Source organism: Janibacter sp. Soil728 (genome assembly GCF_001428305.1).
In the GTDB taxonomy this organism is placed as follows: Bacteria; Actinomycetota; Actinomycetes; order Actinomycetales; family Dermatophilaceae; genus Janibacter.
Window position 1 is genome coordinate 769,657 of record NZ_LMRZ01000001.1, and the last position, 23,218, is coordinate 792,874.

General features: G+C 70.8%; 21 protein-coding genes. 4 read left to right on the top strand and 17 right to left on the bottom strand.

What is annotated here, in order from left to right:
* Positions 1–9: 9 nt before the first annotated feature.
* Together ASG73_RS03725 and ASG73_RS03730 are read left to right on the top strand one after the other, a co-directional pair.
* On the top strand, positions 10–1,083 hold the full coding sequence (locus ASG73_RS03725; RefSeq protein WP_082566962.1) for an SGNH/GDSL hydrolase family protein: 1,074 nt from the start codon (positions 10–12) through the stop codon (positions 1,081–1,083).
* Positions 1,084–1,221: 138 nt separating this feature from the next.
* Positions 1,222–3,363, top strand: coding sequence for an MMPL family transporter (locus ASG73_RS03730; RefSeq protein WP_055990886.1), 2,142 nt, complete (start codon positions 1,222–1,224; stop codon positions 3,361–3,363).
* A gap of 179 nt (positions 3,364–3,542) precedes the next feature.
* Here the strand turns inward: ASG73_RS03730 and purB are convergent, their stop codons facing one another.
* A complete protein-coding gene (purB, locus tag ASG73_RS03735; protein ID WP_055990889.1) occupies positions 3,543–4,952 on the bottom strand; it encodes an adenylosuccinate lyase in 1,410 nt (469 codons plus the stop codon).
* Positions 4,953–5,204: 252 nt separating this feature from the next.
* Between purB and ASG73_RS18525 the strand changes: the two genes are divergently transcribed.
* The gene (locus ASG73_RS18525) at positions 5,205–5,873 is read left to right on the top strand and encodes a transglycosylase family protein (protein WP_327077475.1); all 669 of its coding nucleotides are present in this window, start codon (positions 5,205–5,207) and stop codon (positions 5,871–5,873) included.
* Positions 5,874–5,957: 84 nt separating this feature from the next.
* Here the strand turns inward: ASG73_RS18525 and ASG73_RS03745 are convergent, their stop codons facing one another.
* From ASG73_RS03745 to ASG73_RS03770, 6 genes are all read right to left on the bottom strand, one after another.
* Positions 5,958–6,455, bottom strand: a complete 498-nt coding sequence (locus ASG73_RS03745; RefSeq protein ID WP_055990892.1) for a low molecular weight protein-tyrosine-phosphatase — start codon at positions 6,453–6,455, stop codon at positions 5,958–5,960.
* Positions 6,452–7,036 (bottom strand): AAA family ATPase, encoded by a 585-nt coding sequence (locus tag ASG73_RS03750; protein WP_055990895.1) that lies wholly within the window; start codon positions 7,034–7,036, stop codon positions 6,452–6,454. The genes ASG73_RS03745 and ASG73_RS03750 overlap by 4 nt, the downstream gene beginning before the upstream one ends.
* Positions 7,033–8,070, bottom strand: coding sequence for a 2-dehydropantoate 2-reductase (locus ASG73_RS03755; protein WP_156466111.1), 1,038 nt, complete (start codon positions 8,068–8,070; stop codon positions 7,033–7,035). The genes ASG73_RS03750 and ASG73_RS03755 overlap by 4 nt, the downstream gene beginning before the upstream one ends.
* A gap of 192 nt (positions 8,071–8,262) precedes the next feature.
* Positions 8,263–10,563, bottom strand: a complete 2,301-nt coding sequence (locus tag ASG73_RS03760) for an MMPL family transporter (RefSeq protein WP_055990898.1) — start codon at positions 10,561–10,563, stop codon at positions 8,263–8,265.
* 102 nt (positions 10,564–10,665) lie between these two features.
* Complete coding sequence (locus ASG73_RS03765; protein ID WP_055990902.1) at positions 10,666–11,268, bottom strand: TetR/AcrR family transcriptional regulator; 603 nt, start codon at positions 11,266–11,268, stop codon at positions 10,666–10,668.
* 145 nt (positions 11,269–11,413) lie between these two features.
* Positions 11,414–11,950: an NADPH-dependent FMN reductase gene (locus ASG73_RS03770; protein WP_055990905.1), complete on the bottom strand. Its 537-nt coding sequence runs from the start codon at positions 11,948–11,950 to the stop codon at positions 11,414–11,416.
* Positions 11,951–12,049: 99 nt separating this feature from the next.
* Between ASG73_RS03770 and ASG73_RS03775 the strand changes: the two genes are divergently transcribed.
* Entirely contained in the window at positions 12,050–12,544 is a 495-nt protein-coding gene (locus ASG73_RS03775; protein ID WP_055990908.1) for a MarR family winged helix-turn-helix transcriptional regulator, read from the top strand.
* A 26-nt stretch (positions 12,545–12,570) separates the two neighbouring features.
* On the opposite strand, the gene bsaP is transcribed toward ASG73_RS03775, so the two are convergent.
* From bsaP to ASG73_RS03825, 10 genes are all read right to left on the bottom strand, one after another.
* Positions 12,571–12,843: a biotin synthase auxiliary protein BsaP gene (gene bsaP / locus ASG73_RS03780; RefSeq protein WP_055990911.1), complete on the bottom strand. Its 273-nt coding sequence runs from the start codon at positions 12,841–12,843 to the stop codon at positions 12,571–12,573.
* A 277-nt stretch (positions 12,844–13,120) separates the two neighbouring features.
* The gene (locus ASG73_RS03785) at positions 13,121–13,846 is read right to left on the bottom strand and encodes an AIM24 family protein (protein WP_055990914.1); all 726 of its coding nucleotides are present in this window, start codon (positions 13,844–13,846) and stop codon (positions 13,121–13,123) included.
* A 118-nt stretch (positions 13,847–13,964) separates the two neighbouring features.
* The gene (locus ASG73_RS03790) at positions 13,965–14,816 is read right to left on the bottom strand and encodes a M56 family metallopeptidase (protein ID WP_055990917.1); all 852 of its coding nucleotides are present in this window, start codon (positions 14,814–14,816) and stop codon (positions 13,965–13,967) included.
* Positions 14,813–15,241 (bottom strand): BlaI/MecI/CopY family transcriptional regulator, encoded by a 429-nt coding sequence (locus ASG73_RS03795; RefSeq protein ID WP_082566966.1) that lies wholly within the window; start codon positions 15,239–15,241, stop codon positions 14,813–14,815. Before ASG73_RS03795 ends, ASG73_RS03790 begins: the two co-directional genes overlap by 4 nt.
* Entirely contained in the window at positions 15,216–16,952 is a 1,737-nt protein-coding gene (cydC, locus tag ASG73_RS03800; protein WP_235499343.1) for a thiol reductant ABC exporter subunit CydC, read from the bottom strand. Before cydC ends, ASG73_RS03795 begins: the two co-directional genes overlap by 26 nt.
* A complete protein-coding gene (gene cydD, locus ASG73_RS03805; protein WP_055990920.1) occupies positions 16,949–18,670 on the bottom strand; it encodes a thiol reductant ABC exporter subunit CydD in 1,722 nt (573 codons plus the stop codon). The genes cydC and cydD overlap by 4 nt, the downstream gene beginning before the upstream one ends.
* 2 nt (positions 18,671–18,672) lie before the next feature.
* Positions 18,673–19,779 carry a cytochrome d ubiquinol oxidase subunit II gene (gene cydB / locus ASG73_RS03810; protein WP_055990923.1) on the bottom strand — a complete coding sequence of 369 codons (1,107 nt, stop codon included), beginning with the start codon at positions 19,777–19,779 and terminating at the stop codon, positions 18,673–18,675.
* Between the two features lie 15 nt (positions 19,780–19,794).
* Positions 19,795–21,234, bottom strand: coding sequence for a cytochrome ubiquinol oxidase subunit I (locus tag ASG73_RS03815; RefSeq protein ID WP_055990926.1), 1,440 nt, complete (start codon positions 21,232–21,234; stop codon positions 19,795–19,797).
* 128 nt (positions 21,235–21,362) lie between these two features.
* Positions 21,363–22,634, bottom strand: coding sequence for an MFS transporter (locus ASG73_RS03820; protein WP_055990929.1), 1,272 nt, complete (start codon positions 22,632–22,634; stop codon positions 21,363–21,365).
* Positions 22,635–22,654: 20 nt separating this feature from the next.
* Positions 22,655–23,194 carry a DinB family protein gene (locus ASG73_RS03825; protein WP_055990931.1) on the bottom strand — a complete coding sequence of 180 codons (540 nt, stop codon included), beginning with the start codon at positions 23,192–23,194 and terminating at the stop codon, positions 22,655–22,657.
* Positions 23,195–23,218: the final 24 nt, after the last annotated feature.

The following is a 23,218-nucleotide window of genomic DNA, read 5'->3' on the forward strand; positions in this document are numbered from 1 at the left end:
AGGAACATCATGCGAGCTCGTCGTCGTCTGTCCATCGCCATCACGTCTGTGGCCGTCGGTCTGGCCGGGATCGGGCTGACCGCCCCGTCCGCCACGTCGGCGCCGCCCCTGCAGTACGTCACCCTCGGTGACTCGTACTCGGCGGGCAACGGCTCGGGGGAGTACACCGAGACCACCTGCTGGCGCTCCCCGCAGACCTACGGCGCGCGCGTCGCCGCCCACGACGGGGCGCAGCACATCAACGCCGCGTGCAGCGGTGGCGTCGTCGCCGACATCCTCAACCCGAGGACCATCGGCACCGCGACGACGGCGACCGCCACCTACGAGGTCGCCGGCAACGAGCGGGTCCGTCAGGACAAGTGGCTGGTCCAAGCGCGGTCGCAGGAGCTGTGCGGCACGACGACCCAGCCGGACTTCAGCTACGCCATGGCCATCACGGCGAGCTCGACCGCGGGCAAGTCGCTGGCCGCCACGGTCTCCTGCCAGCTGACCATCGCCCCGCAGATCGACTCGGTCGACCAGGACACCGACGCCGTCTTCCTCACCGTCGGCGGCAACGACATCGGCTTCTCCAACATCGTGGCGATGTGCCTGGTGCTGCGCAACGCCGCCGGGTGCCAGGGCACGATCGCGCAGGCCAACAGCAAGGCGCCCGCGATGGTCGAGGCGACGCAGCAGGCGCTGCAGGCCGTGCACGAGCGCTCGCGCGGCAATGCCGAGATCTATCTGGTCGGCTACCCCAACCTGATCAACACCGACAGCTACTCGATCCCCGAGGCCGCTCAGACCTTCGACGCCGGCGCTGCGCTGCACGCGATGCAGGCTCGTGGCGACGAGCTGCAGTCCGCGGGGATGGCGGCGCTGGACGCGCAGGCCACGGGGCCGCACGGGTACACCTTCGTCGACGTCAAGCCGGCCTGGGGCGGGATGGCCCACGGCCTCGACCCGCACATGACCCCGGACAACAGCGAGGCGTGGCTGGTCCCGGCACTGGCGCCCGGACGGCAGGTGCCCGAGTGGGTGCACCCCACGCCGGAGGGATACGCGGCCACCGCCTCGGCCGTGATCGGGGCGATGCGCTGAGGCATTCCGTCGGGGGCGTCCTGACGCTGGGGCCCTGACGGCTGGCCCGGGTGGATGCCAACTCGCTGGTGAATCGTCCGCGCGCACACCTCCACCCGGCCGGTGTCCATCTGTACAACCTTCGTATAAGGTTTGGTCATGGTCTCTCCCGCACGCTCCGGCTCCCGTGTACGGGTCATCGCCGGCATCGTCGTCCTCCTCTGGTTTGCCCTCGCCGGGATCGGCGGCCCGCTCGTCGGGCAGCTGTCCAGCGTGCAGAACAACGACCAGGCGTCCTTCCTCCCGCAGTCGGCGGAGTCCACTCGCGTGGCCGAGCAGCTCCCGGGCTTCGACGCCGACGCGACCCTGCCGCTGATCCTCACCGTGGAGAGCGACGGGGAGCTGTCGCCGGCGGCGCTCGGAGAGCTGCAGTCGTGGGCCAAGCAGCTCCCCAGTCAGTCGGCCGAGGGAGTGCCCGGCACCGTGGCCGACTACCTGACCGCGCAACGCATCCCGGTCATCCCGTCGCAGGATGGTCAGGCGGCGATCGCCGTCGTCAGCCTCGACGCCAAGGCCGTCGAGCAGACCGTCGACGAGACGAGCATCTCCAACCTGCTCGTCGAGGACCTGCGCGCCGACCTCGGTCCGGAGGTCTCGGGGGCGAGCGTCATGGTGACCGGCCCGGCAGGGTTCGCCGCGGACCTCGGTGAAGCCTTCGCCGGTATCGACGGCCTGCTGCTGCTCGTGACGCTGGCCGTCGTCCTGATCATCCTGCTCGTCGTCTACCGCAGCCCGGTGCTCCCCTTCGTCGTGCTGCTCACGAGCATCTTCGGACTGTCTCTCGCCGCGGTCCTCATCTATCCGATGGCCAGCGCCAACTGGATCCAGCTGTCGGGGCAGAGCCAAGGGATCCTCTTCATCCTCGTCGTCGGTGCCGCGACCGACTACTCACTGCTGCTCGTCGCTCGCTATCGCGAAGAGCTGCACTCACGCGACCCGATGCCGGCGCTCGCGATCGCGTGGCGTCAGACGCTCGGTCCGGTCCTCGCCAGCGGCGGGACGGTCATCGCCGGGCTGCTCTGCCTGCTGCTGTCGGACCTCGGCAACATCTCCGGGCTCGGCCCCGTGGGGGCCCTGGGCATCCTCGGTGCCATGGTCGCCTCGCTGACCCTCCTCCCGGCCGCGCTCGCCCTGCTCGGTCGGGCCGCCTTCTGGCCGTCGGTGCCCAAGCGCGGGACGCAACCGCAGCACCGCTTCTGGTCCTCCGTCGCTCGCCGCGTCACGCGACGACCGCGCCTGACCTGGGTCGTCACCACCGCGGTGCTGCTCGTGGCCGCTGCGGCAGCGCTGACCTTCCCCACCTCGGGGATCACCCAGGCGCAGTTCTTCACCACCCAGGTCGAGTCGGTCGACGGCCAAGAGGTCCTCGACCGGCACTTCGACGGTGGTGACCAGCAGCCGGTGCGGGTGATCGTGCCCAATGACGTCGTGGAGGAGGCCACGGGAGTGCTCACCGACAACGCGGACGTCACCGAGCGGATCGAGGCCAAGGAGTCGACGACCGGGGCCGGCACGACGCTCCTGTCGGCGACGCTCACCGTGGGCTCGGAGTCCGAGGAGGCCCGCGATGTCGTGCGCGACCTGCGCACCCAGCTGCAGGAGGTCGACGCGGGGATCCTCGTCGGCGGATCGACGGCGACGACCGTCGACACCGACGACGCGAGCACCCGTGACTACCGAGTCGTCGTGCCCGCGATCCTGCTCGTCGTCACGCTGATCCTCATGGCCCTGCTGCGATCCGTCACTGCCGCAGTGCTGCTCGTGGCGGTCAACGTGCTGACCTTCGCCGCGACGCTCGGCGTCTCAGCGGTGCTCTTCACCAAGGTCCTCGACCAGCCGGGAGCCGACCCGTCGACGCCCGTGCTCGGCTTCGTCTTCCTCGTCGCGCTCGCGGTCGACTACTCGATCTTCCTCATGACGCGGGCCCGCGAGGAGTCCCTGCAGGTCGGGACACGGCGCGGTATCCGGCGCGCGGTGGCCGTCACGGGTGGCGTCATCACCAGTGCCGGGGTCGTGCTCGCCGCGACCTTTTCCGCGCTGTGGGTGATCCCGCTGCTCTTCCTCGCGCAGATCGCATTCATCGTCGCCTTCGGCGTCCTGCTCGACACGATCGTGACTCGCTCGATCCTCGTGCCGGCGATCGCCGCGGACCTGGGCAACCGCATCTGGTGGCCGCAGGCCGGCCGGATGGCGCCGGACGACGAGGTTGCCGACGCTGGGGTGACGGGGCGCGAGGACTGAGGGTCCACCCTTCGCCCCCGCCAGCTGAGTGGAGGTAAACGCGCGGGTGAATCGCCCGCGTGTCTGAGTCCACCGGCGAGGTGGGCCGCTCGGGTGGATGCCAACTCGCCGATGAATCGTCCGCGGGTATACCTCCACCCGGGTGCGGGGCCCCCCGGCTGCTGCGCGGGCGCGGCGGCTCAGTCGAGCAGGTCGACCAGCTGCGGCGCGACGCCGATGTAGGTGGCGGGGGTCATCGCGGCGACGCGCTCCTCGACATCCGCCGGCAGGCCCAGGCCCTTGACGAACTCGACGAGCTCCGGCTGACCGATGCGACGACCGCGGGTGAGCTCCTTGAGGCGCTCGTAGGGCTCGTCCATGCCCTCGACACCGCGAGCGCCGAGCGCGCGCATGACCGACTGGATCGGCTCGCCGAGCACCTCCCAGTTGCGGTCGAGGTCGGCGGCCATGACCGCGGGGACCGCGTCGAGGCCGGCGAGCCCGCGGCCCGCGTTGTCGATGGCGAGGAGCGAGTGGCCCAGCGCCGTGCCGATGTTGCGCTGCATCGAGCTGTCGGTGAGGTCGCGCTGCAGGCGGGAGGTGACGAGCGTCGAGGCGAGGACGTCGAGGAGGGCATTGCTGACCTCGAGGTTGGCCTCGGCGTTCTCAAAACGGATCGGGTTGACCTTGTGCGGCATCGTGCTCGACCCGACGGTGCCCTGACCGCGGACCTGCGCGAAGTACCCCATCGAGATGTAGGACCACAGGTCGGTGCACAGGTTGTGCAGCACGCGGTTGTAGCGCGCGATGTCGGCGTAGATCTCGGCCTGCCAGTCGTGCGACTCGATCTGGGTGGTCAGGGGGTTCCACGTCAGACCGAGGCCCTCGACGAAGCTGCGCGAGATCTCGACCCAGTCGGCCTCGGGCACGGCAGCGAGGTGCGCACCAAAGGTGCCGGTCGCGCCGTTGAGCTTGCCCAGGTACTCGTCGGTCTGGATGCGGCGCAGCTGGCGCATCAGGCGGTGGGCCAGGACCGCGAGCTCCTTGCCCATGGTCGTCGGCGTCGCCGGCTGACCGTGGGTGTGGGCGAGCAGCGGCACCTCGCGCAGCTCGTCGGCCATCGTCGCGACGGCCTCGGCGAGGGCGTCGGCGCGGGGGAGCCAGACCTGCTCGACGGCGCCCTGGACCATCAGGGCGTAGGAGAGGTTGTTGATGTCCTCGCTGGTGCAGCAGAAGTGGATCAGCTCCGACAGGCCGGCGTCCTCGGGAGCCGGCGCGATCTTGCGCAGCCGCTCCTTCAGGTAGTACTCGACCGCCTTGACGTCGTGCTGGGTGACCTTCTCGGTCGCCGCCAGCTCGGCGATGTCCTCGGGGCCGAAGTCCTCGACGGCCTGGCGCAGCGCCGCCTGCTCGCTCTCGGTGAGCGAGCGCACGCCCGGCACGACCTGCTGGGTCGTCAGGTGGATCAGCCACTCGACCTCGACATGCACGCGCATGCGGTTGAGCGCGGGCTCGCTCAGGTGGTCGATGAGCGGGGAGACGGCAGGACGGTAGCGACCGTCGAGCGCGCCGAGGGCGATCTGGGGCGTGGCGTCAGCGAGGCTCTGCATGGGCACATCCTCCCATCAGGCGAAGGGAGGCGGCTCCCGTGTCCGAGGTGGCCCACGGCCCCCGCCCGAGGCGGCCCACGGTCCCCGCCCGAGGCGGCGGACCTCCCCCTTCGCGCCGTTATCGATTTGAGATCTTGGGTGTACCTGTGCTTACCGTGGAGCATCCCCGGCAGCAGGATCGCCGGGGAGACCGATGCGGTCTCGAACCGCTCGCGGCCCCGGCCGCGTACCTATCGACGAGGAGGAGTCCCCATGACATCCACCACCCGTCAGAGCACCACCCGCCGCGCCGCCCAGACGCTTGCCGTCGCTGGGCTGCTGAGTCTCGCCGGCACCACGACCGCGATGGCGGCCCCCGGAGCGGGCCCCGCCGCCGAGCACGCCAGTGAGCAGGCCCAGCCCTCCGGCGAGGCCAAGGGCCTCACCGGCCTGCCCACCGACCGCGGTCAGGGCGCGGATCACGCCTCCGAGCGCGCCCTCGAGCAGGCCTCGGACAACAGCTCGCTGAAGCGTGACGCGGCCCCGGCCCAGAGCGCGCCGGAGGAGGCCCCGGCCACGGAGACGACGACCACCGACGCCACCACGGCCGACACCTCCACCGAGACGACGACGGACACCACGACCACGGACACGGCCGACAGCACGACCGCCGGTAGCTACCCGTCCGTCTGGGACTCCGTCGCCGAGTGCGAGTCCGGCGGTGACTGGGACATCAACACGGGCAACGGCTACTACGGCGGCCTGCAGTTCAGCTACGACACATGGCTCGCCTACGGCGGCGACCAGTACGCCCCGACGGCTGACCAGGCGACCACGGCCCAGCAGGTCGAGATCGCGCAGAAGGTCCTCGAGGGCCAGGGCCCGGGCGCCTGGCCCGTCTGCTCGCAGGAGGCCGGTCTCACCACGACCAACGGCGCCTGACGTAGCACCCATATGCCCGACGGGCGGCCGGCTCTCAGGGGAGAGCGGGTCGCCCGTCGTCATGTCCGGGGCGGACGCGGTGGGCTACTCCTCCAGCTGGCGTCGAACGTGCTCCACGACCCCGTCTGCGGCGGCCGTGATCTCGGCGTAGGTCTGGTCGAATGACGTGTCGTCGCCGTACCAGGGGTCGTCGATGGCGAGGTCGCTTCCCTTGAGCCCGGCCGGGTCGAAGGAGCGGATCATCGTGACCCGGTCCTTGGCCTCGTCGGTGGCCGCGAGGCGGCGCAGCACCGTGTGGTGCCCGTGATCGGCGACGAGGATCAGGTCGCGGTCCTCGAACCACCGCCTGTCGAAGACTCTCGCCCGGTGACCGGAGTAGTCCCCGGTGTGCCCGTGGCGCTGCATCGCGGCGATGGTCCGGTCGTCGGCAGGGTTGCCTTCTTCCCAGGCCGTGGTGCCGGCGGAGTCGATGACCACCCGGTCGCCGAGCCCCGCGGCCTCGAAGCGCTCACGCAGCACCCACTCGGTCATGGGAGAGCGGCAGATGTTGCCGGTGCAGACCACCGTGATCCGATATGTCATGGCGTCATCGTCGCCCACGAGTCCGAGGAGAAGGCGGGAGCAGCCTGTGAGCCGAGTGACGACGGGTCGTCGCTCGCGAGGTCGCCGGGCAGCACGGCGAGCAGCGGCGCCCCTGCGGCAGCAACCAACCGGGCCGGGCTCGTCACCTCGCCGTCTGCGTGCGCGGCGCGCACGACGACGACGCCGATGACGGGCAGCTCGCGTCGGGTCAGGGCCTCTGCGCTGAGCGCGAGGACATTGGGCGCGGCGAGCCCACCGGTCGTCACGAGGACCGCGCCGGTGGAGATCCCCTTGTAGCGAAGGGCGGTGCCCACGTCGGCGAGCGTCCCACCTCGCTCGTCGAGCGGGACGAGCAGGCCGGCGGCGGCGTCGATGATGAGCACGTCGTGGTCGCCGCCCACCGCTGTGACGGCCTGACGGACGACGGGAGCGCTCCCTGCCGAGAGCCGGAGGGAGCCGACGGCCGTGCCGGTGGCGGCGAGCACCGCGGTGAGGGCGACCGCCGCGAGTCCTGCATCGGCGCCGTCCGTGTCGGCGACGAGCACCGCGCGGGGGAGCGAGAGCTCCTCGAGGGTGCTCACAGGCCCACCGCCCGTCGCAGCTGCGCGCCGCTCCAGCGCTGCCGGTCGGCTCCAGCCGCCTCGGCCTCGCGCACGAGCTCGACGATGCGCGCGCAGACGGGTGTCGGGACACCGTGGTCCCTCGCGAAGTGGACGACCGCACCCTGCAGCTCGTCGATCTCGGTCGCTCTCCCGGCGTCGAGGTCGTCGGCCATCGACGAGCGCGCGGTCGGCGACACCTTGAGCGCGGAGCGCGAGAGGTTGGTGAAGACCGGGGTGGGGGAGCGCAGCAGGGCCGGCATCGCGGCCGGGGGTAGCGGCGTGAGCCGGGCGGGAGTGATCGAGAGCCGTCGCGCCAGGGCGAGCGCCTCCTCCTGGCAGGCCGCCAGGACCACCCGGCAGTCCCGGTCGCGCAGCTCGACCGCCAGCGGCAGCCCCGTCAGGGCGTTGATCGCGTTGTTGAGGTTGAGCAGGAGCTTGCCGAAGAGGACCGAGCGCATGTCGGGCTCGACGTCGATGTGCAGCCCACCACCAAGGGCCGCGCGGACGAAGGGGTCGACCCGTGGGTGGTCCTTGACCTTGAGCCGGCCCACGGTGGCCTGGGTCCAGTGGCTGTCGTCGGAGCGCACGACGTTGAAGGGGACCATCCCGGACAGCACGAGCGGTCGCGAGGCCCGGCTGGGGAAGGCCGAGGCGAGCGCGTCGTCGATCTGCGAGGCATTGCGCAGACCATTTTGGAAGGAGATGACGATCGAGTCGTGCTGCAGGTAGGGCGCGATCTGGCGTACGGCCTGAGCGGTGGCGAGGGTCTTGGTCGTCAGCAGCACGTAGTGGGCGCCCTCCACCGCGCTGGCGTCCGTCGCCAGCGTCAGCCCCTCGGGGCGCACGGTCCGGGTGCGGCCGCGCAGATCGGTGACGGTGAGCCCGTCACGCTGCACGGCGTCGATCAGTGAGGGGCGACCGACGAGCGTCACGTCAGCAGCAGCGGCCAACCAGCCGCCGAGGTGGCAACCGACGCTGCCCGCACCCATGATGGCCACTCTCGTGCGATCCACCCTCGTCACCCCTTGCGCGAGTCGGTCCGGACCGGTCGTGCCCGGTGTCGCGATCCTATGTCGTTCACCGGGAGGTGAGCAGACCCGCCGCTGCGGTGCACGCCGATGGCCGCATCTCCTTGAGGTCGTGCGGTTCTCGAGATGACGAAGGGGGTCCGACCAGCTGGCCGGACCCCCTTCGCTCTCGTGGTGTCAGCCCGCCGGGACCAGCTCCTCCGCGTCGGTGGCGGAGGTGTGCCTGGTGAGTGCCTCGCCCTCGACGTCGACATTGGGCAGGAGCTTGTCGAGCCAGCGGGGCATCGACCAGGCCGTGTCGCCGAGCAGGTACATCAGGGCGGGGATGAGCAGCATCCGCACGACGAAGGCGTCCAGCAGGACGGCCGCGGCCAGCGCGAAGCCCATCGACTTGATGAGGTTGTCCGGCTGCAGCATGAAGGCGGCGAAGACCGAGATCATGATGGCCGCGGCAGCGGTGACCACGCGGGCGCCGTGGCGGAACCCGTCGACGATGGCCTCGCGAGCGCTGTCCCCGTGGATGTAGGCCTCACGCATCCGGGTCACGAGGAAGACCTGGTAGTCCATCGCGAGGCCGAAGACGATCCCGATCATGAGGATCGGCAGGAAGCTGACGAGTGGTGCCCCGTCGACCAGCCCGAAGGCGCCCTGTTGGAAGATCGCGACCGTGGCGCCGATGGTGGCCAGCGTCGACAGCACGAAGCCCAGCGTCGCGGTGAGCGGCACGAGGACCGAGCGGAAGACGAGCATGAGCAGGATGAAGGCCAGGCCGACGACCACCGCGAGGTAGGGGAGCAGCGCGTCCTGCAACTTCTGCGACACGTCGGTCTGGATCGCGGTGAGGCCGGTGACGCCGATGGTCGTGCTCGACGCCTCCTCCTGCGCGGGGATCCCGTCGCGGATGGTGTGGAGCAGGTCCTCGGTGGCCGCGTCGCTCGCGCCGGTGGTCGGGGTGACCATCAGCTGGGCGCCGGTGCCGTCCTTGTTCATCCCGACGACCTGGGCGTTGGCGACACCGTCGAGTCCGCCGAGCCAGGTGGTGACCTCGCCGTAGGCAGCCGGGGCCTGGCGCGGGTCCGTGATCTCGCGACCGTCGACGACGACGATCATCCGGGCCTCCTGACCGGGGCCGAAGCCGTCGGAGATGAGGTCGGCGGCCTTGCGCTGCGAGGTGTCCGCCGAGGCGGTGGAGTCGCTGGGCAGGGCGAGGTGGAGGTCCTTGGCCGGGATGGCCAGGGCGCCCAGGGCGATGACCGCGATGAGCGCCGCGATCACCGGGTGGGAGCCGACCATGCGGGCCCAGCGGGTGCCGCCGTTGTCGATGCGCTGTCCCTCGTCGACGGAGCGGTCCCCCCGGATCTGCCCCGCGAAGGCCCGCTTGCCGAGCGCTCCGAGGATGGCCGGGAGCAGGGTGAGGGCGACGAGGACGGCGACCAGGACGGTGCCGGCGGCAGCCAGGCCCATCGCGGTGAGGAAGGGGATCTTGACGACGGACAGCGCGACGAGCGCGATGATCACGGTCAGCCCGGCGAAGACGACGGCGGACCCGGCGCGGCCCACGGCCAGACCGATCGCGTGGCCTCGGTCGGAGGTGTGCCGCAGCTCGGTGCGGTAGCGGGAGAGGATGAAGAGGGCGTAGTCGATCCCGACGGCCAGACCGAGCATCGAGGCGAGGATCGGGGTCGTCGTGCCGAGGTCGAAGAAGGCCGTCGAGGCGGTGATGCCCGTGATGCCGATGCCCACACCGACGAGCGCGGTGAGGATCGGCAGGCCGGCCGCGACGAGCGAGCCGAAGGTCAGGACGAGGACGAGCAGCGCGATGGCGACACCGATGAGCTCGCTCGTCATCCCCATCTCGGGCATGCCCTGCATGCCGCTGCCGGAGACCTCGACGGTCAGGCCGGAGTCGCGGGCGTCGTCGACGGCCTTGACGACGGCGTCACGGGTGGGCTGCTCGACATCGGTGATGGTGGGGACGTCGAAGGTCCACTGGATCAACCCGGTGCGTCCGTCTGCGGTGAGCGGGGAGACCGCGGCCGCGTTGGCCTTGGCGACGGCGGCGGGCTGGTCGTTCTTCGTGGCGTTGTCGAGATAGGTCTTCTCCACCCCCTTCGCGGCGTCGACGGGGTTGACGAACTGCTCGGGGTCGCCGACCTGCGGGACCTTGCGCAGGTTCGTCAGCAGATCGTTGACGGCTGCGGTGTTGTCCGGGTCAGCGAGCACTTCGCCCTTCGGTGCCTGGACGACGACCGTGGCGGTGGCCTGGTCGAAGGCGTCCTGGGTGCCGGGGAAGAGTTCCTGCTGCAGGTTCTGGGCCTGCTCGGACTCGATGCCGGGGATGGAGAACTTGTCGCTGAGCGGCTTGGAGAGGGTGCCGGCGGCGGCACCGACCCCGATGAGGACGATCAACCAACCGACGAGGAAGGCGGGCCAGCGCCGGTGCGCGAGCCGGCCGAGCCGGTAGAGGGCGTGAGCCATGTCAGGTGCCTTTCGAGGCGTCGTGGTGGTCGGCCGCGTCGTCGGGACCGGTGGTGCTTGAGGCGAAGCGCTGTTGGGGCGAGCGCTGTGCGGCGAAGGGGGTCACCCCCGGGCGGTGAGGATCTCCCGGGCGAGCGTGAGGTTGGCCTGGATGCGTTGCTGGAGAGGGCCCCTGGTGGGGTCGGTGATGCACTCCTCGACGGAGCGCTGGACGATGCCACCGACGAGGGTGAGCGCCATCCGGGCCCGGGTCGGGTCCACGCCGTCGCGGGTCGACAGGTGGGTGACGATCTCCTCGGCGAGCTCCTCGACGTGGGTCTTGACCCGGATGAAGAGCTCGGGGTTGCGCTCGATGACGTGGTGCAGCTGCTGCCAGTCGTCGAGGTTGTCCTCCTCGGCGCGCAGGCACTGCAGGGTCGTGATGAGCAGGTCCTCGAAGGGGTCTCCCGTCGGCCCGCCGCTGCGCAGGGTCTCGGCCTGCTCGTCGGTGAGGACCGGCAGGACGCCGAGGACGGCTTCTTCCTTGGAGGTCACGTGGTTGAAGAGAGTGCGACGCGAGACGCCGACGGCCGAGGCGAGGTCCTCGACGGTGAACCCGGAGTACCCGCAGCTGATCGACAGGCGCTGCGCGGCCGCGACGATCGCGTCGCGGCGGCTTCCGCCGGCCCGAGGCGCGGCGGCACTGGTGGTTGCACTATTGATCACGAAGTGCAGTTTTGCACTATCTCGCGTTCAGTGCAAAACATAGGGACCTGCATTGCCCTATGGCAATGCAGACGAGCGGTACGACGAAGGGGGCCGGCCGTCCGCTCTCGCGGTGGCCGGCCCCCTTCGGGCTGTTGCGTGTGGCTCAGGCGTGGACCGGCGCCAGACGGCCGACGAGTGCGCGAAGGGAGGCGTCGGCCTCCTCGTCGACGAGCCGGCCCTCGGCGAAGGCCTCGAAGGAGGAGCCCAGGCCGAAGGTGTCCTCGACGACGTCGGCGCCGGCGATCTTGAGGGTGCGCACGGCGTCCTGGCGGGCCCACTCGGCGGCGCGCGGGGAGCCGGAGGCGGCCATGACGACGGCCGGGGTGCCCGTGATCGATGCGACGCCGTAGGGGCGGGAGGCCCAGTCGATGGTGTTCTTGACGACGCTGGAGAGCGTGCCGTTGTACTCGGGGGTGACGACGATCAGCCCGTCGGCAGCGGCGACGGCGGCGCGCAGCTCGGCGGCGACCTCGGGCAGCTGGCCCTCGAGGTCGAGGTCCTCGGAGTAGTGGGGCAGCTCCGCGCCGCGGTCGAAGACGCTCGCGGTGCAACCCTCGGGCAGGTGGGCGACGGCCGCGTCGGCGAGCGCGCGGTTGGTGGAGCCTGCACGCAGGCTGCCGAGGAGGACGAGGACGTTCATGAGGGGACTCCAGACGAGGTATTGGTCAAGTGCTTGACCATGGTGCGCGCCATGAATTGTCAAAGTCAAGTCCTTGACCAATGCCTTACGATGAGGGGCATGACCACGCCCATGCCGCCGAGCGTCGACGCCTTCACTGGTGGCGACGCCTGCACCGGCGCCGACGGGCAGCCGCCGCTGGTCAACCTGCTTGCGCGGGCCCAGGCGAGCTTCGTCGCCGACTTCGAGGCCCGGCTGCGTGCCTCCGAGATCGACGGGCTCTCCCTCGCGCACTCCACCAATGTGCTGCGCCACCTGTCCGAGGGGCCACGCCGGGCGCGCGACATCGTCGATCGCTGCGGCGTGACCAAGCAGGCCGTGAGCCAGCAGATCGCGCACCTGGAGCGCAATGGCTTCGTCGCCGTCGGGCGGGACGAGGACGACCAGCGCGCCCGCATCGTCAGCCTCACGACGAAGGGGGAGTGCGCCCAGGTCGTCGTCGGCCGCCTCTTCACGCAGGTCGAGCACGACTGGGCCGAGCGGATCGGCGCGGAGTCGGTCGCCGCCGTGCGTCAGGCCCTCACCGAGCTCCTCGGCGAGGGCACCGCTTGCTGATCGGTCGGTGACCGCGAGCGTCGGCGTCAGGCGCTCGTGAGGGTCCCGGTCGTCTGGCCGTGCTTCTTGCAGGTCGCGGTCCAGTCGGACCCGGACCGGTCCACCGCGAGCGTGCGGCGGCAGGTCGTGCAGTGGATGGGCGGCTCGGTGGCGAGCTGCTGCCGGCACAGGACGTGGTTGCCCTTGCTGGCGGAGGTGCCGCAGCGGGCGCAGTAGGTCATCGCGATGACGGGCGGGATCGCGCCGAGGGTGTCGGGGTCGCTCCAGCCGGAGTCGCCAGCGGTGGGCAGGTCAGTCATGTGTTGATTGTCGCCCATGCCACGCCCGCCCTCCACCGTGGCCCCGTCCGGCGCCCTCGGTGCTCCCTGCCTCGCGCTGCCGACTTGCTACGCGCGGGTACGACGTGCAGTTGCGGGGAGCCGCGTGGGTGGTTCCCCGGAAATTCAAGGGTCGACCGCGCCCAACCGCGGCAGCTGCACGTCGTACCCGCAAGTAACAAATGGTTGGAGTCACGACACAGGTCGGCTGTCGATCACGCCCTCGGCGCCCTCAGCTCCCGGCCACCGCCGCCGACGGTCAGCCACCCAGGAGATCTGCGATGCCGCCGCCGCTGCGGCCCTGGGCCTGGTGACCGCCGTCGACCACCGACTCGGCCGGCTGGACCAGCACGTATCCCTGGCCGCCGAAGGCCATCTGGAAGGTCTCGCCGGTGCCACCGCGCACGAGCGACTTCAGGCCGCCGGTGTCGACCTTGATGTCCATCCGCACCCCACCGGTCCACATGACGACGGCCTGCGCGTCACCGAAGGTCGGTGCGCTCGCCACGTCGAGGGCGACGGGCTCTCCCTTCGTCGTGATGGCGACGTAGCCGCTGCCCCGCAGGACAACGTTGTAGAGGCCGCCGGTCATCGCCGCGCCGCGCGCCTGGATGCGGTGGATGTCCCAGTCGATGGAGGCGGAAAAGGCCAGGATGTTGTTGCCGTTGACCGAGATCATGTCGTTCTCCAGGTACATGATCTGGATCTCCTGGGCGTCGTCGGCGACGAAGAGCTCGCCCTGGCCGGAGCAGGTCATCATCTTGACGCCCTCGCCGGTCGTGGCCTGCTTGAGGAACTTGCCGACCCCGCCGGAGCCTTGGTTCTCGAAGCGGACATCGCCCTGGTAAGCGACCATCGAGCCCGTCCGCGCCATGACCGGGCCGTGCCCCATCTGGACCTTGAGCAACTTCTTGTTCTGCAGCGAGAACTGGTCGGAGGTCTGCTCTTCCTTGAAGTCGGTGAAGAGGGATCCGTGGATCGGCATGTCGTGCGCCCTTCTGCGTGGCCGCCCCCCGCGGGCGCCGGTTGGCCCAACACTAGAGAGCGCTCCCGCCCCCCGGCTAGGGGGGTGAGCACCCCGATGACGAAGGGGGATTCCCCGGTCAGCGCACGACGACGGTCACGAGGGTCGGCGGCACGACGAGAGCGGCAGCACAGATGACGTAGAGGACGAGCGTCTGCCAGGGCGCCGGGTCGTCGGCGACGAGCAGGCGGATGCGGGTGGCCGCTGCCCCCGTGCCGGCGGAGACCCCCGGCGTCAGGTCGGTCCGAGCGGCGGCCTCGGACAGCGAGACGATGGCTCGTCCGAGCGCGACCTCACCCACGTCTTCGCGGGCGGCGCGGTCGGCGAGGACCTCGACGAGCAGGGCGACCTCGCGCAGGGCGGCGTCGGTGCGCAGCGGTCGCGGGGTCGCGGTGTGCAGGACGGTGAAGAACTCCAGGACGAGGTCGTGGCGCTCGCGCAGGTGCGCCTCCTCGTGGGCGACGACGGCCGCCAGCTGGTCGCCGGGCAGCGCGGTCAGCGCCGCCTCGGTGATGACGAGCCGCGAGCCTGCGCCGGGGACGCAGTAGGCGGACAGTCGCTCCGAGGGGAGCACCCGGGTGTGTGCGCCCTCGTGCCGGCCGACGAGGTCGACGAGCTGGCGGTGCTCGTCGCGGGCGGCCCGGATCCGGCGACCGACGTTGTGCCCGTTGATGAGCAGCCGCGCGAGGACCCCGATCGAGGCGATCGTCGCGACGACGAGGACGAGCGCCTCAGGCACGCTTGGCAGAGGGCGGGGTCGCAGCCAGGCGATCGGGGCCGCGGTCAGCAGGCACAGGACGGCGGACGACGAGAGCGCCTGCCAGACGAAGAGCGCCGCCCGCGGGCTGCGGCGCAGTCGCTCGATCCGCACGAGGACGTGCGGCGCGGTGAGGAGTGCTGCCGCGCAGAGCAGCAGCAGTGCGGCTATCACCCGGTGGAGTCTGCCGCACCCCGTCCGCGACGACGGCGGGGACGGTCTCCCTTCGCCTCGACGTCGGCCATCGCGGTCCGGACGGCGTCGAGGTCGTCGGCGCTCGCCTCGGAGAGGAAGTGCAGGATCGCGGCCTGCCGGTCCGCGCTGCTCAGGTCGTGAAGCGGGCTGCGCATGGCCTGCGCGGTGAGGGACTCACGAGTGGACGCCGGCCGGTAGCGCCAGGCGCGCCCGTCGCGCTCGCGGGTCGTCACTCCCTTGACCTCGAGGCGGGAGAGCACGGTCATGACGGTCGTGTAGGCGAGGTCGCGGCCGGTGAGCCGGTCGGAGACCTCGCGGACGGTCAGTCCGGTGCCGGCCTCGTCGGCCCACAGCACGTCCATGATCGCCTGCTCGAGGTCACCCAGCGATGCTTTGGTGGGCACGGTGGCTCGCTCCTTCCTTCTCGATCGTCACGATGCGGTCCATGCGGTCCAGGCCGACCCCGTGGTGGGTCACCATGATCACCGACCGGTCGCCGGCGTGCTGCAGCAGGTCGGTGATGACGGCCTCGGCGGTCGGGTGGTCGAGGTGCGCGACCGGCTCGTCGAGCAGGATCACCGGCCGTCCGCTGGCGATCGCGCGGGCGATGGACAGCCGGGCCCGCTCGCCCCCCGAGATGCCCAGGCCGCCAGACCCCAGACGACTGTCGAGACCGTGTGGGAGTCCGGCGAACCACGTGCCCAGCCCCGCCCGACGAAGGGAGTCGACCAGCCCCTCGTCGTCGGCCTCCGGTGCGGCGAGGGCCAGGTTGGCGCGCAGGGTCGCGGCGAGGACGTGCGGCTCGTCGTCCACGATGGCGAAGAGCGCACGCACGTCGGTCAGGTCGCGGTCGGTGACGTCGGTGCCGTCGATCGTGTAGCTCCCACCGCTCGGGTCGAGGTGCCGGGCGAGGACGGCGAGGGCGGTCGACTTGCCGCTGCCGTTGGGGCCGACGAGCGCGATCCGGGCGCCCGGATCGACGGCCAGGTCGAGGGGGCCGAGGTCGGTGCGCCCGGGGAGCCAGCCGGCGGTGAGGCCGCGCAGCTCCAGCCGCGGCGCGTGGTCCAGACCCTGCATTGCCCTAGGGCAATGCACACCTGGCGAGGCCGAAGGGGGGATCCCCCCGGCTACTCCGTGGGCGACGGCCAGCTCCTGGTCGAGCAGCTCGTCAAGGCGCTGCTGGCAGGCGCGGGCCCGGGCGTGGGCGCGGGTGGCGTCGGTGAGGACTCCGAGGGTTTCGCCGGTCGCGACGGGGGCGAGGACGAGCAGGGCCATGACGGGGGTGCTCGCGCCGGAGGTGGCGGCGAGGGCTGCAGAGACGAGAGCGCCGACGCCGGTGATGATGAGCACCGCTGCGGCAGAGATGGATCGGCCGCGCGCCTGGCGAGTGACTGTGGCATGCAGCGTGTCGTGGGCGGTGGTCAACCACCCGGTGGCCGTCGCCGTGCCCCCGATGGAGCGCAGCTCGTCTGCGTGGTCGGCGCTCAGCTGGGCGATGCGGGCGACCTCGGCGCGGGCCGCGAGCACCTCGGTCTGTGCGTGTGACTCGAGGCGGTCGGCGAAGGCGGCGACCACGGCGGTGGCGGCGAGCATGCCTGCGATGACCAGACCGACCCTCGGGTCGACGAGCGCGGTGAGGGCGGCGGAGGTGATGCCGGCGAGGAGTGCGGCGATCGCCGGGACCGTGACCCTGACCGATGCTTCGACGACGTCGGTCAGGTCGTCGACGACGCCGGTGAGCAGGTCGGCGCGGCCACGGGAGCCGAGCCTGGCCGGGGTGAGGGGGACGAGGGCGGCATAGGTCCGGGTGCGCCGCTCGGCGAGGTCGCCGAGGGCGACGTCGTGGCTGCGCAGGCGCTCCCAGTAGCGGAAGAGGGGACGTGCGAGACCGAAGGTGCGCACGGCGACGATCGTCGTCAGCAGCAGCATGATCTGCGGGCGCTGGTCGGCGCGGACGATGAGCCAGCCCGAGGTCGTCGTCAGGGCGATGCCTGAGGCGGTCGCGATCCCACCGAGAAGACCGGCCATGATCAGCCCGCGGCTGAGTCCCAGAAGCCGCATCTCCTTGAGGTCGTGCGCACCCGGACGCATCTCCTTGAGGTCGTGCGCACTCATCGGGTCACCGCCTGCTGGCCGAGGCGGACGTGGTGGTTGGCCCGAGCCGCGAGGTCGGGCTGGTGGCTGACCGCGATGACCGTGCGGGTGGCGGCGAGGCGGGTGATGGTGTCTCCGATCGTGGCCGCCGACTCCGGGTCGACGTGGGCGGTCGGTTCGTCGAGCAGGACCACGGGCGAAGGGGAGAGCAGCGCCCGGGCGAGGACGAGCCGGGCGCGCTGGCCGGCTGACAGTCCGAAGCCGTCGTCGCCGAGGGGGCTGTCGACGCCCAGGGGGAGCGTGGCGATGGCCTCATGGAGTCCGACCTCGCGCAGCGCCTGCCAGACATCGGTGGACTCGGCCGGGCCGGCGATCGTCAGGTTGGCGCGCAGGGTGCCGGCGCCGAGGAAGGGGCGCTGCGTCACCAGGTGCACCTCGGGTGCGCTGACCTCTCCACGGTCGGGTCGGCGGATACCGGCGATGACCTCGAGCAGGGTGGTCTTGCCGCACCCCGACGGCCCGGTGATGACGGTCAGCCCGCGGCCGGCGACGAGGTCGACGCCCGCCAGGACCGTCCGCTCCGTGCCGGGATAGCTGTAGTCCACCCCGGCGAGCGAGACGGTGCCGGGCAGGCCGAAGGGGGCACCCCCCTTCGCTCCCTGCATTGCCATAGGGGAATGCACGTTCTCTTGCATTGCCATAGGGGAATGCACGTCTTCTTGCATTGCCATAGGGGAATGCGCGTCTTCCTGCATTGCCATAGGGGAATGCGGGTCGAGGTCGGCAAGGATCTCGTCGAGGGCGGCGGCCCCGTCTGCGGCGGAGTGGAACTCGGTGCCCACCCGGCGGATCGGCCAGTACGCCTCGGGCGCGAGCAGGATCGCGGTGAGCCCGATGAGCAGGTCCATCGACCCGGTGGTCAGGCGCAGGCCGACGACCACGGCGACGATCGCGACCGAGATCGTCGCGAGCAGCTCGAGGGCCGCAGCGGACATGAAGGCGAGTCGCAGCGTGCGCATCGTCGCCCGGCGATGACGCTGGCTGACCTCGCCGATGACCTCGACCTGGCGCTCGGCCCGGCCGTAGCTGACGAGCGTCGGCAGTCCGCGCATGACGTCGAGGAAGTGACCCGACAGATCGCGAAGGGAGTCCCACCGCCGCTCCGTGTCCTCTTGCGTCGTCGCCCCGATGAGTGCGGCAAAGAGCGGGAGGAGCGGCACGGTGAGGATCACGACGAGCGCGCTCGGCCAGTCCACGACGAGCAGGCAGGCGATGGCCAGCGGCGGGACCACGGCGGCCGAGACGAGCGCCGGCAGGTACTTCGCGACATAGGGCTCGACCGCACTCGTGCCCTGCGTCGCGAGGGTGAGCGCCCTGTCGCGAGAGGGCGGTGTCCTGAGGTGCGACGAAGGAGCCTCGAAGGGGCGTTGGTGGATCGTGCGCTGTGACCACGCCGCGATCAGCTGCTCGCGCAGGTGGGTTGCCACCACCGTGCCGGCGCGGGCCGCGATGGCTTCCGAGGCCGCCCCGAGCAGGGCGCGCACCGCGAAGAGGCCACCCGTCCAGACCATCGGTGCGACCAGGTCCTGGCCGCGCACCACGGACACCACGAGGACCGCCAGGGCGAAGGCGGTCCCGATCGTCGCTATCCCTTGGGCCACACCGATGCCCGCGAGGGCCGCGACCGGCCTGCGGGTGGCTGGGACCACCCGCAGGATGCGCGGATCGAAGGGCCTCATCGTCAGTGCGCCTCCGCCGACGCCTGCGCGCCGGCCTCGGCCTCGGCGTCGGCCTTGACGTCGGCCTTGACCGCGTGCCGCTGCGGCAGGTGCTCCACCGACAGCCGACGGCGGAAGATCCAGTAGCTCCAGAGCGTGTACCCGATCATGATCGGGGTGAAGACCGCCGCCGCCCACGTCATGATCGTGAGCGTCATCGGTGAGCTGGCCGCGGCGGCGAGGGTGAGGTCCGCGCTGTCCCCACGGCCGTTGATGGCATTGGGCGAGAGCATGAGGAAGTAGCTGACCACCGTCAGGCCGATCGTCGCGGAGGTGCCGATGAAGGCCCGGCCTTCCGCTCCCTTCGCATTGGCGGCGATCGCAGCGAGAAGGGCGACGGCAGCGACGGCCATGACCACCCACGCGGCAGGCGTGCCGCGCTGCATCCCGAGCGAGACGAAGAGAGTGACGGCCAGGACGGCCGAGACCAGGCCGGCTGTGGTCGCGATGCGCCGGGCCTGCTCGCGGATCTCACCGGTGGTCTTCAGCGCGAGGAAGTGCGCGCCGTGGGCCAGGCAGAGGACGGTGACGGTGAGCCCGCCGAGCAGCGCGACCGGCGTGAGCAGGCTGAGCAGCGACCCGTCGAACTCGGTGTACTTCGTCGTGCCCATGGTGTGCTCGGTCATCGGCAGTCCGGCCACGAGGTTGGTCAGCGCGACACCGACGAGGAAGGGGGCGATGAAGGACCCGCCGACGATCGCCAGGTCCCAGCGGCGCACCCACAGCCGATCGGTGCGCTTGTGCCGGTACTCCAACCCCATGTTGCGCAGGATGAGCGTGACGAGCAGGAGCAGCAGCGCCAGGTACATGCCGGAGAACATCGTGGCGTACCAGTGGGGGAAGGCGGCGAAGGTCGCGCCGCCCGCGGTGAGCAGCCACACCTCGTTGCCGTCCCAGTGCGGGCCGATGGTCGTGAGCATCGTGCGGCGCTTGTCGTCGCGCTCCACCTCGCTGCCCTTGCCCTCGAGCACCGGCAGCAGCATCCCGACACCGAAGTCGAAGCCTTCGAGGACGAGGTAGCCGGTCCACAGGACGGCCAGCAGGACGAACCAGACGGTGATGAGATCCATGTCAGTGCTCCCCGATCAGTACGAGAACTCGAGCGGCTGGTCGTCCTCGACGAGACGCGGGGCCTCGAAGGGTTCGGCGCCGCGGCGGATGTAGTCGAGCAGGAGGCGGACCTCGACGACGGCGAGCCCGCCGTAGAGGGCCGTGAAGACGAGCATCGAGGTCCACACGTCGGCGGTCCCCACGCTCGGGGAGACCGCGGTGTGTGTCGCCATCTCGCCGAAGACGACCCAGGGCTGGCGGCCGACCTCGGTGAAGATCCAGCCGAAGCTGTGGCCCAGCACGGTCGCGATCGGGGTGAGCACGATGAGCCCGAAGACCCACCGCTGCATGGGGATCCGGTCCTTGCGCGTCGCCCAGAGGACCCAGGCGCCGACGGCCATGGCGAAGAAGCCCGTGGCCATCATCAGGCGGAAGTTCCAGTAGGTCATCGCGATCGGCGGGACGTAGGTGTCTGCCTGCGTCAGCTCGCCGTCGCCGAAGCTCTCGCGGTACTCCGCCTCGAGGTCGGCGATGCCGCGCACCTGCCCGTCGAAGCTGCCGGTGCCCAGGAAGGAGAGCAGGCAGGGGATCTCGATGACGTGCTTGGGGTTCTCCCCACCGAGGCCGGCGATGGTCAGGACGGAGAAGGGGGCGCACTCACCGGCGGGCGGGGTGTCGTACAGGGCCTCGGCGGCCGCCATCTTCATCGGCTGGACCTCGGTCATCACCTTGCCCTGCAGGTCACCGCTGATGGCCACACCCATCCCCGCGACGAGGACGACGACGGCACCCAAGCGGGCCGCGTGGCGGTACATCCTGCGATCGGCGGAGGGACCTCCCTTCGCCGTGCCCTGGCGCAGCTTGTGCAGGCCGACGGCCATGACGAGGGCGCCACCGACGAGGTAGCAGGCGGTGATGACGTGGGGGAAGGCGACGAGTTGGACCGGGTTGGTGAGCACCGCCCAGAAGTCGGCCATCTCGGCACGCCCGGTCACCGGGTTGATCCGGTAGCCGACGGGGTGCTGCATGAAGGAGTTGGCGGCGAGGATGAAGTAGGCCGACAGCAGGGTGCCGATGTGCACGATCCACATGGTCGCCGCGTGCAGCCGCTCGGGGATGCGACCCCAGCCGAAGATCCACAGGCCGAGGAAGGTCGACTCGAGGAAGAAGGCGAGCAGCGCCTCGAGGGCGAGCGGTGCGCCGAAGATGTCGCCGACGAAGCGGGAGTAGGTCGACCAGTTCATCCCGAACTGGAACTCCTGGACGATGCCCGTGACGAGCCCGAGCGCGAAGTTGATCGTGAAGAGCTTGCCGAGGAACTTCGCCATCCGCAGGTGGTCCTCGTTGCGCGTGCGGATCCACCGTGAGTGGTACCAGGCGACGATGGCCGACAGCCCGATCGTGACCGGCACGAAGAAGAAGTGGTACACGGTGGTGATCGCGAACTGCCACCGAGCGAGATCGAGCACGTCCATCGTATCTCCTACGACGTCTAGTACTACATGACGTCGTAGACGCTACTCCGGTCCGCGGTGGCTGCCAAACCGGATGGTGCCCGCTCCCTGAGGAGCTTGCGCAGCAAGCGTCTCGAAGGGATCGCTGCTCAGGCCCTCGCCACCCGGTACCGCACGAAGGCCGGGCTCACCGCGGTCGCGACGAGCGTCAGCACGATGACCAGGACACCACCGCCGATCGTCGTCACTGCCGTGCCGAGCTCGCCGGCGACCAGCCCGTGGAGGACATCGGCGACTCGTGGACCGCCAGCGACGATGACGATGAAGACGCCCTGCAGGCGGCCGCGCATCGCGTCGGTCGCGGCCGTCATGAGCATCGTCGAGCGGAAGGCCGCCGAGACCGTGTCCGCAGCGCCGCCGATCGCGAAGAAGACGCAGGCGATCCCCAGCCACGGCACGAGCAGCCCGTCCGCGAAGGCGATCGCGACACCGAAGCCGACGATCGCCCCACCCCACACGAGGATCGCGGCGGTGACCGCGAGGCCCTGCCGCTCCACCCGCGAGACCCATCCCGACACCACGCCGCCGAGGAAGGCGCCGATCGGCATGGCGGCGAAGAGCAGGGCGAAGGCCAGACCACCCTCGGCCGGCCCGCCGAAGTCGACGTGCGCCATCTCGGGGATGAGCGCGCGCGGCATGCCGAAGACCATCGCGATCAGGTCGACGACGAAGGACATGAGCAGCACCGGCTGGGTCGCGAGGTAGACGAAGCCGTCGATGACCGAGCGCAGGCCGGGGGAGGAGCCGGCGATGACCGTGACCGGCAGCGGGGGAAGGGAGATGACCGCCCAGAGCGTCGCGAAGAGGAAGAGGGTGTCGACGAGGTAGAGCCACGAGAACCCGAGAAGGGGGATGAGTGCGCCGCCGATGAGCGGCCCGGCGATCGCGCCGCCGGTGAAGACGGTCATGTTGAGCGTGTTGGCCGCGGGCAGCAGGTTGGCCGGCACGATCCGGGGGAGGACGGCCGAGCGAGTGGGCTGGTTGACCCCGAAGAAGGCCTGCTGCATCGAGAAGATCGCCAGCAGCAGCCAGACATTGGTGTTGCCGAGTGCCGCCTGGACGAAGAAGATCGCCGAGGTGAGGATCAGGCCCCACGTCGTGACCGTCAGCAGCCGCCGCCGGTCGAAGTGGTCGGCCAGCGACCCGCCGTAGAGGCCGAAGATCACCAGTGGCACGAGGCCGAAGAGGCCGGTCAGCCCGACATAGGCGCTCGACCCGGTCATCGAGTAGATCTGGGCCGGGACGGTCACGACCGTCAGCTGTGCCCCGATGACCGTGACGATCTGGGCGGTGAAGAGACGTCGGTAGGCCGGAACCTTCAGAGGGCGAGTGTCGGCCAGCAGGCCCCGGAGGCGACGCACCGCGTCACCCTACGCCGATGTCAGTAGCCGGTCTGCCCGTCGACCGCCTCGCGCAGCAGGTCCATGTGGCCCAGGTGGCGGGCGTACTCCTCGATCAGATGGGTGAGGATCCAGCGCAGGTTGAGCTGCTGGCCGCGACGCCGGCCCACCACCGCGCCGTCGAGGTCGCTCCACCCGGCCAGCGCGGCCCGTGAGGCGGCGAGCTCCTGCTCGTAGGCCTCGATCGACTCGGCCGCGTTGTCGGCGGTGGCGCCGACGAGGTCGGCGTCGCGATCCCCCTTCGTCGACCAGCGGGCGACCACGTCCTCGCCGAGCAGCACGGTCCGCAGCCAGTAGGTCTCGACCTCGGTGAGGTGGCGCACCACCCCCGCCAGGCTCAGGGACGAAGGGGGGACCGCCCGGCTCGCGAGCTGGTCACCGCTCAGCCCGGCGACCTTGAGGAAGACCGTCTCGCGGTACAGGTCCAGCCAGTGCTCGAGGACCTCGCGCTCACCGCCCAGCATCGGGCCGTCGCTGCGGGTGTCGGGTCGCTCGCGCACGATGACGGTCGGGTCGGACATGCCCCCACCCTCACACAACCATCT

What these genes read in the sequence shown, in the direction of transcription:
- ASG73_RS03725 (WP_082566962.1), top strand. Translation starts at nt 10, where the DNA reads ATGCGAGCTCGTCGTCGTCTGTCCATCGCCATCACGTCTGTGGCCGTC.
- ASG73_RS03730 (WP_055990886.1), top strand. Translation starts at nt 1,222, where the DNA reads ATGGTCTCTCCCGCACGCTCCGGCTCCCGTGTACGGGTCATCGCCGGC.
- purB (WP_055990889.1), bottom strand. Translation starts at nt 4,952, where the DNA reads ATGCAGAGCCTCGCTGACGCCACGCCCCAGATCGCCCTCGGCGCGCTC.
- ASG73_RS18525 (WP_327077475.1), top strand. Translation starts at nt 5,205, where the DNA reads ATGACATCCACCACCCGTCAGAGCACCACCCGCCGCGCCGCCCAGACG.
- ASG73_RS03745 (WP_055990892.1), bottom strand. Translation starts at nt 6,455, where the DNA reads ATGACATATCGGATCACGGTGGTCTGCACCGGCAACATCTGCCGCTCT.
- ASG73_RS03760 (WP_055990898.1), bottom strand. Translation starts at nt 10,563, where the DNA reads ATGGCTCACGCCCTCTACCGGCTCGGCCGGCTCGCGCACCGGCGCTGG.
- ASG73_RS03770 (WP_055990905.1), bottom strand. Translation starts at nt 11,950, where the DNA reads ATGAACGTCCTCGTCCTCCTCGGCAGCCTGCGTGCAGGCTCCACCAAC.
- ASG73_RS03775 (WP_055990908.1), top strand. Translation starts at nt 12,050, where the DNA reads ATGACCACGCCCATGCCGCCGAGCGTCGACGCCTTCACTGGTGGCGAC.
- bsaP (WP_055990911.1), bottom strand. Translation starts at nt 12,843, where the DNA reads ATGACTGACCTGCCCACCGCTGGCGACTCCGGCTGGAGCGACCCCGAC.
- ASG73_RS03785 (WP_055990914.1), bottom strand. Translation starts at nt 13,846, where the DNA reads ATGCCGATCCACGGATCCCTCTTCACCGACTTCAAGGAAGAGCAGACC.
- cydC (WP_235499343.1), bottom strand. Translation starts at nt 16,952, where the DNA reads ATGAGTGCGCACGACCTCAAGGAGATGCGTCCGGGTGCGCACGACCTC.
- cydD (WP_055990920.1), bottom strand. Translation starts at nt 18,670, where the DNA reads ATGAGGCCCTTCGATCCGCGCATCCTGCGGGTGGTCCCAGCCACCCGC.
- cydB (WP_055990923.1), bottom strand. Translation starts at nt 19,779, where the DNA reads ATGGATCTCATCACCGTCTGGTTCGTCCTGCTGGCCGTCCTGTGGACC.
- ASG73_RS03815 (WP_055990926.1), bottom strand. Translation starts at nt 21,234, where the DNA reads ATGGACGTGCTCGATCTCGCTCGGTGGCAGTTCGCGATCACCACCGTG.
- ASG73_RS03825 (WP_055990931.1), bottom strand. Translation starts at nt 23,194, where the DNA reads ATGTCCGACCCGACCGTCATCGTGCGCGAGCGACCCGACACCCGCAGC.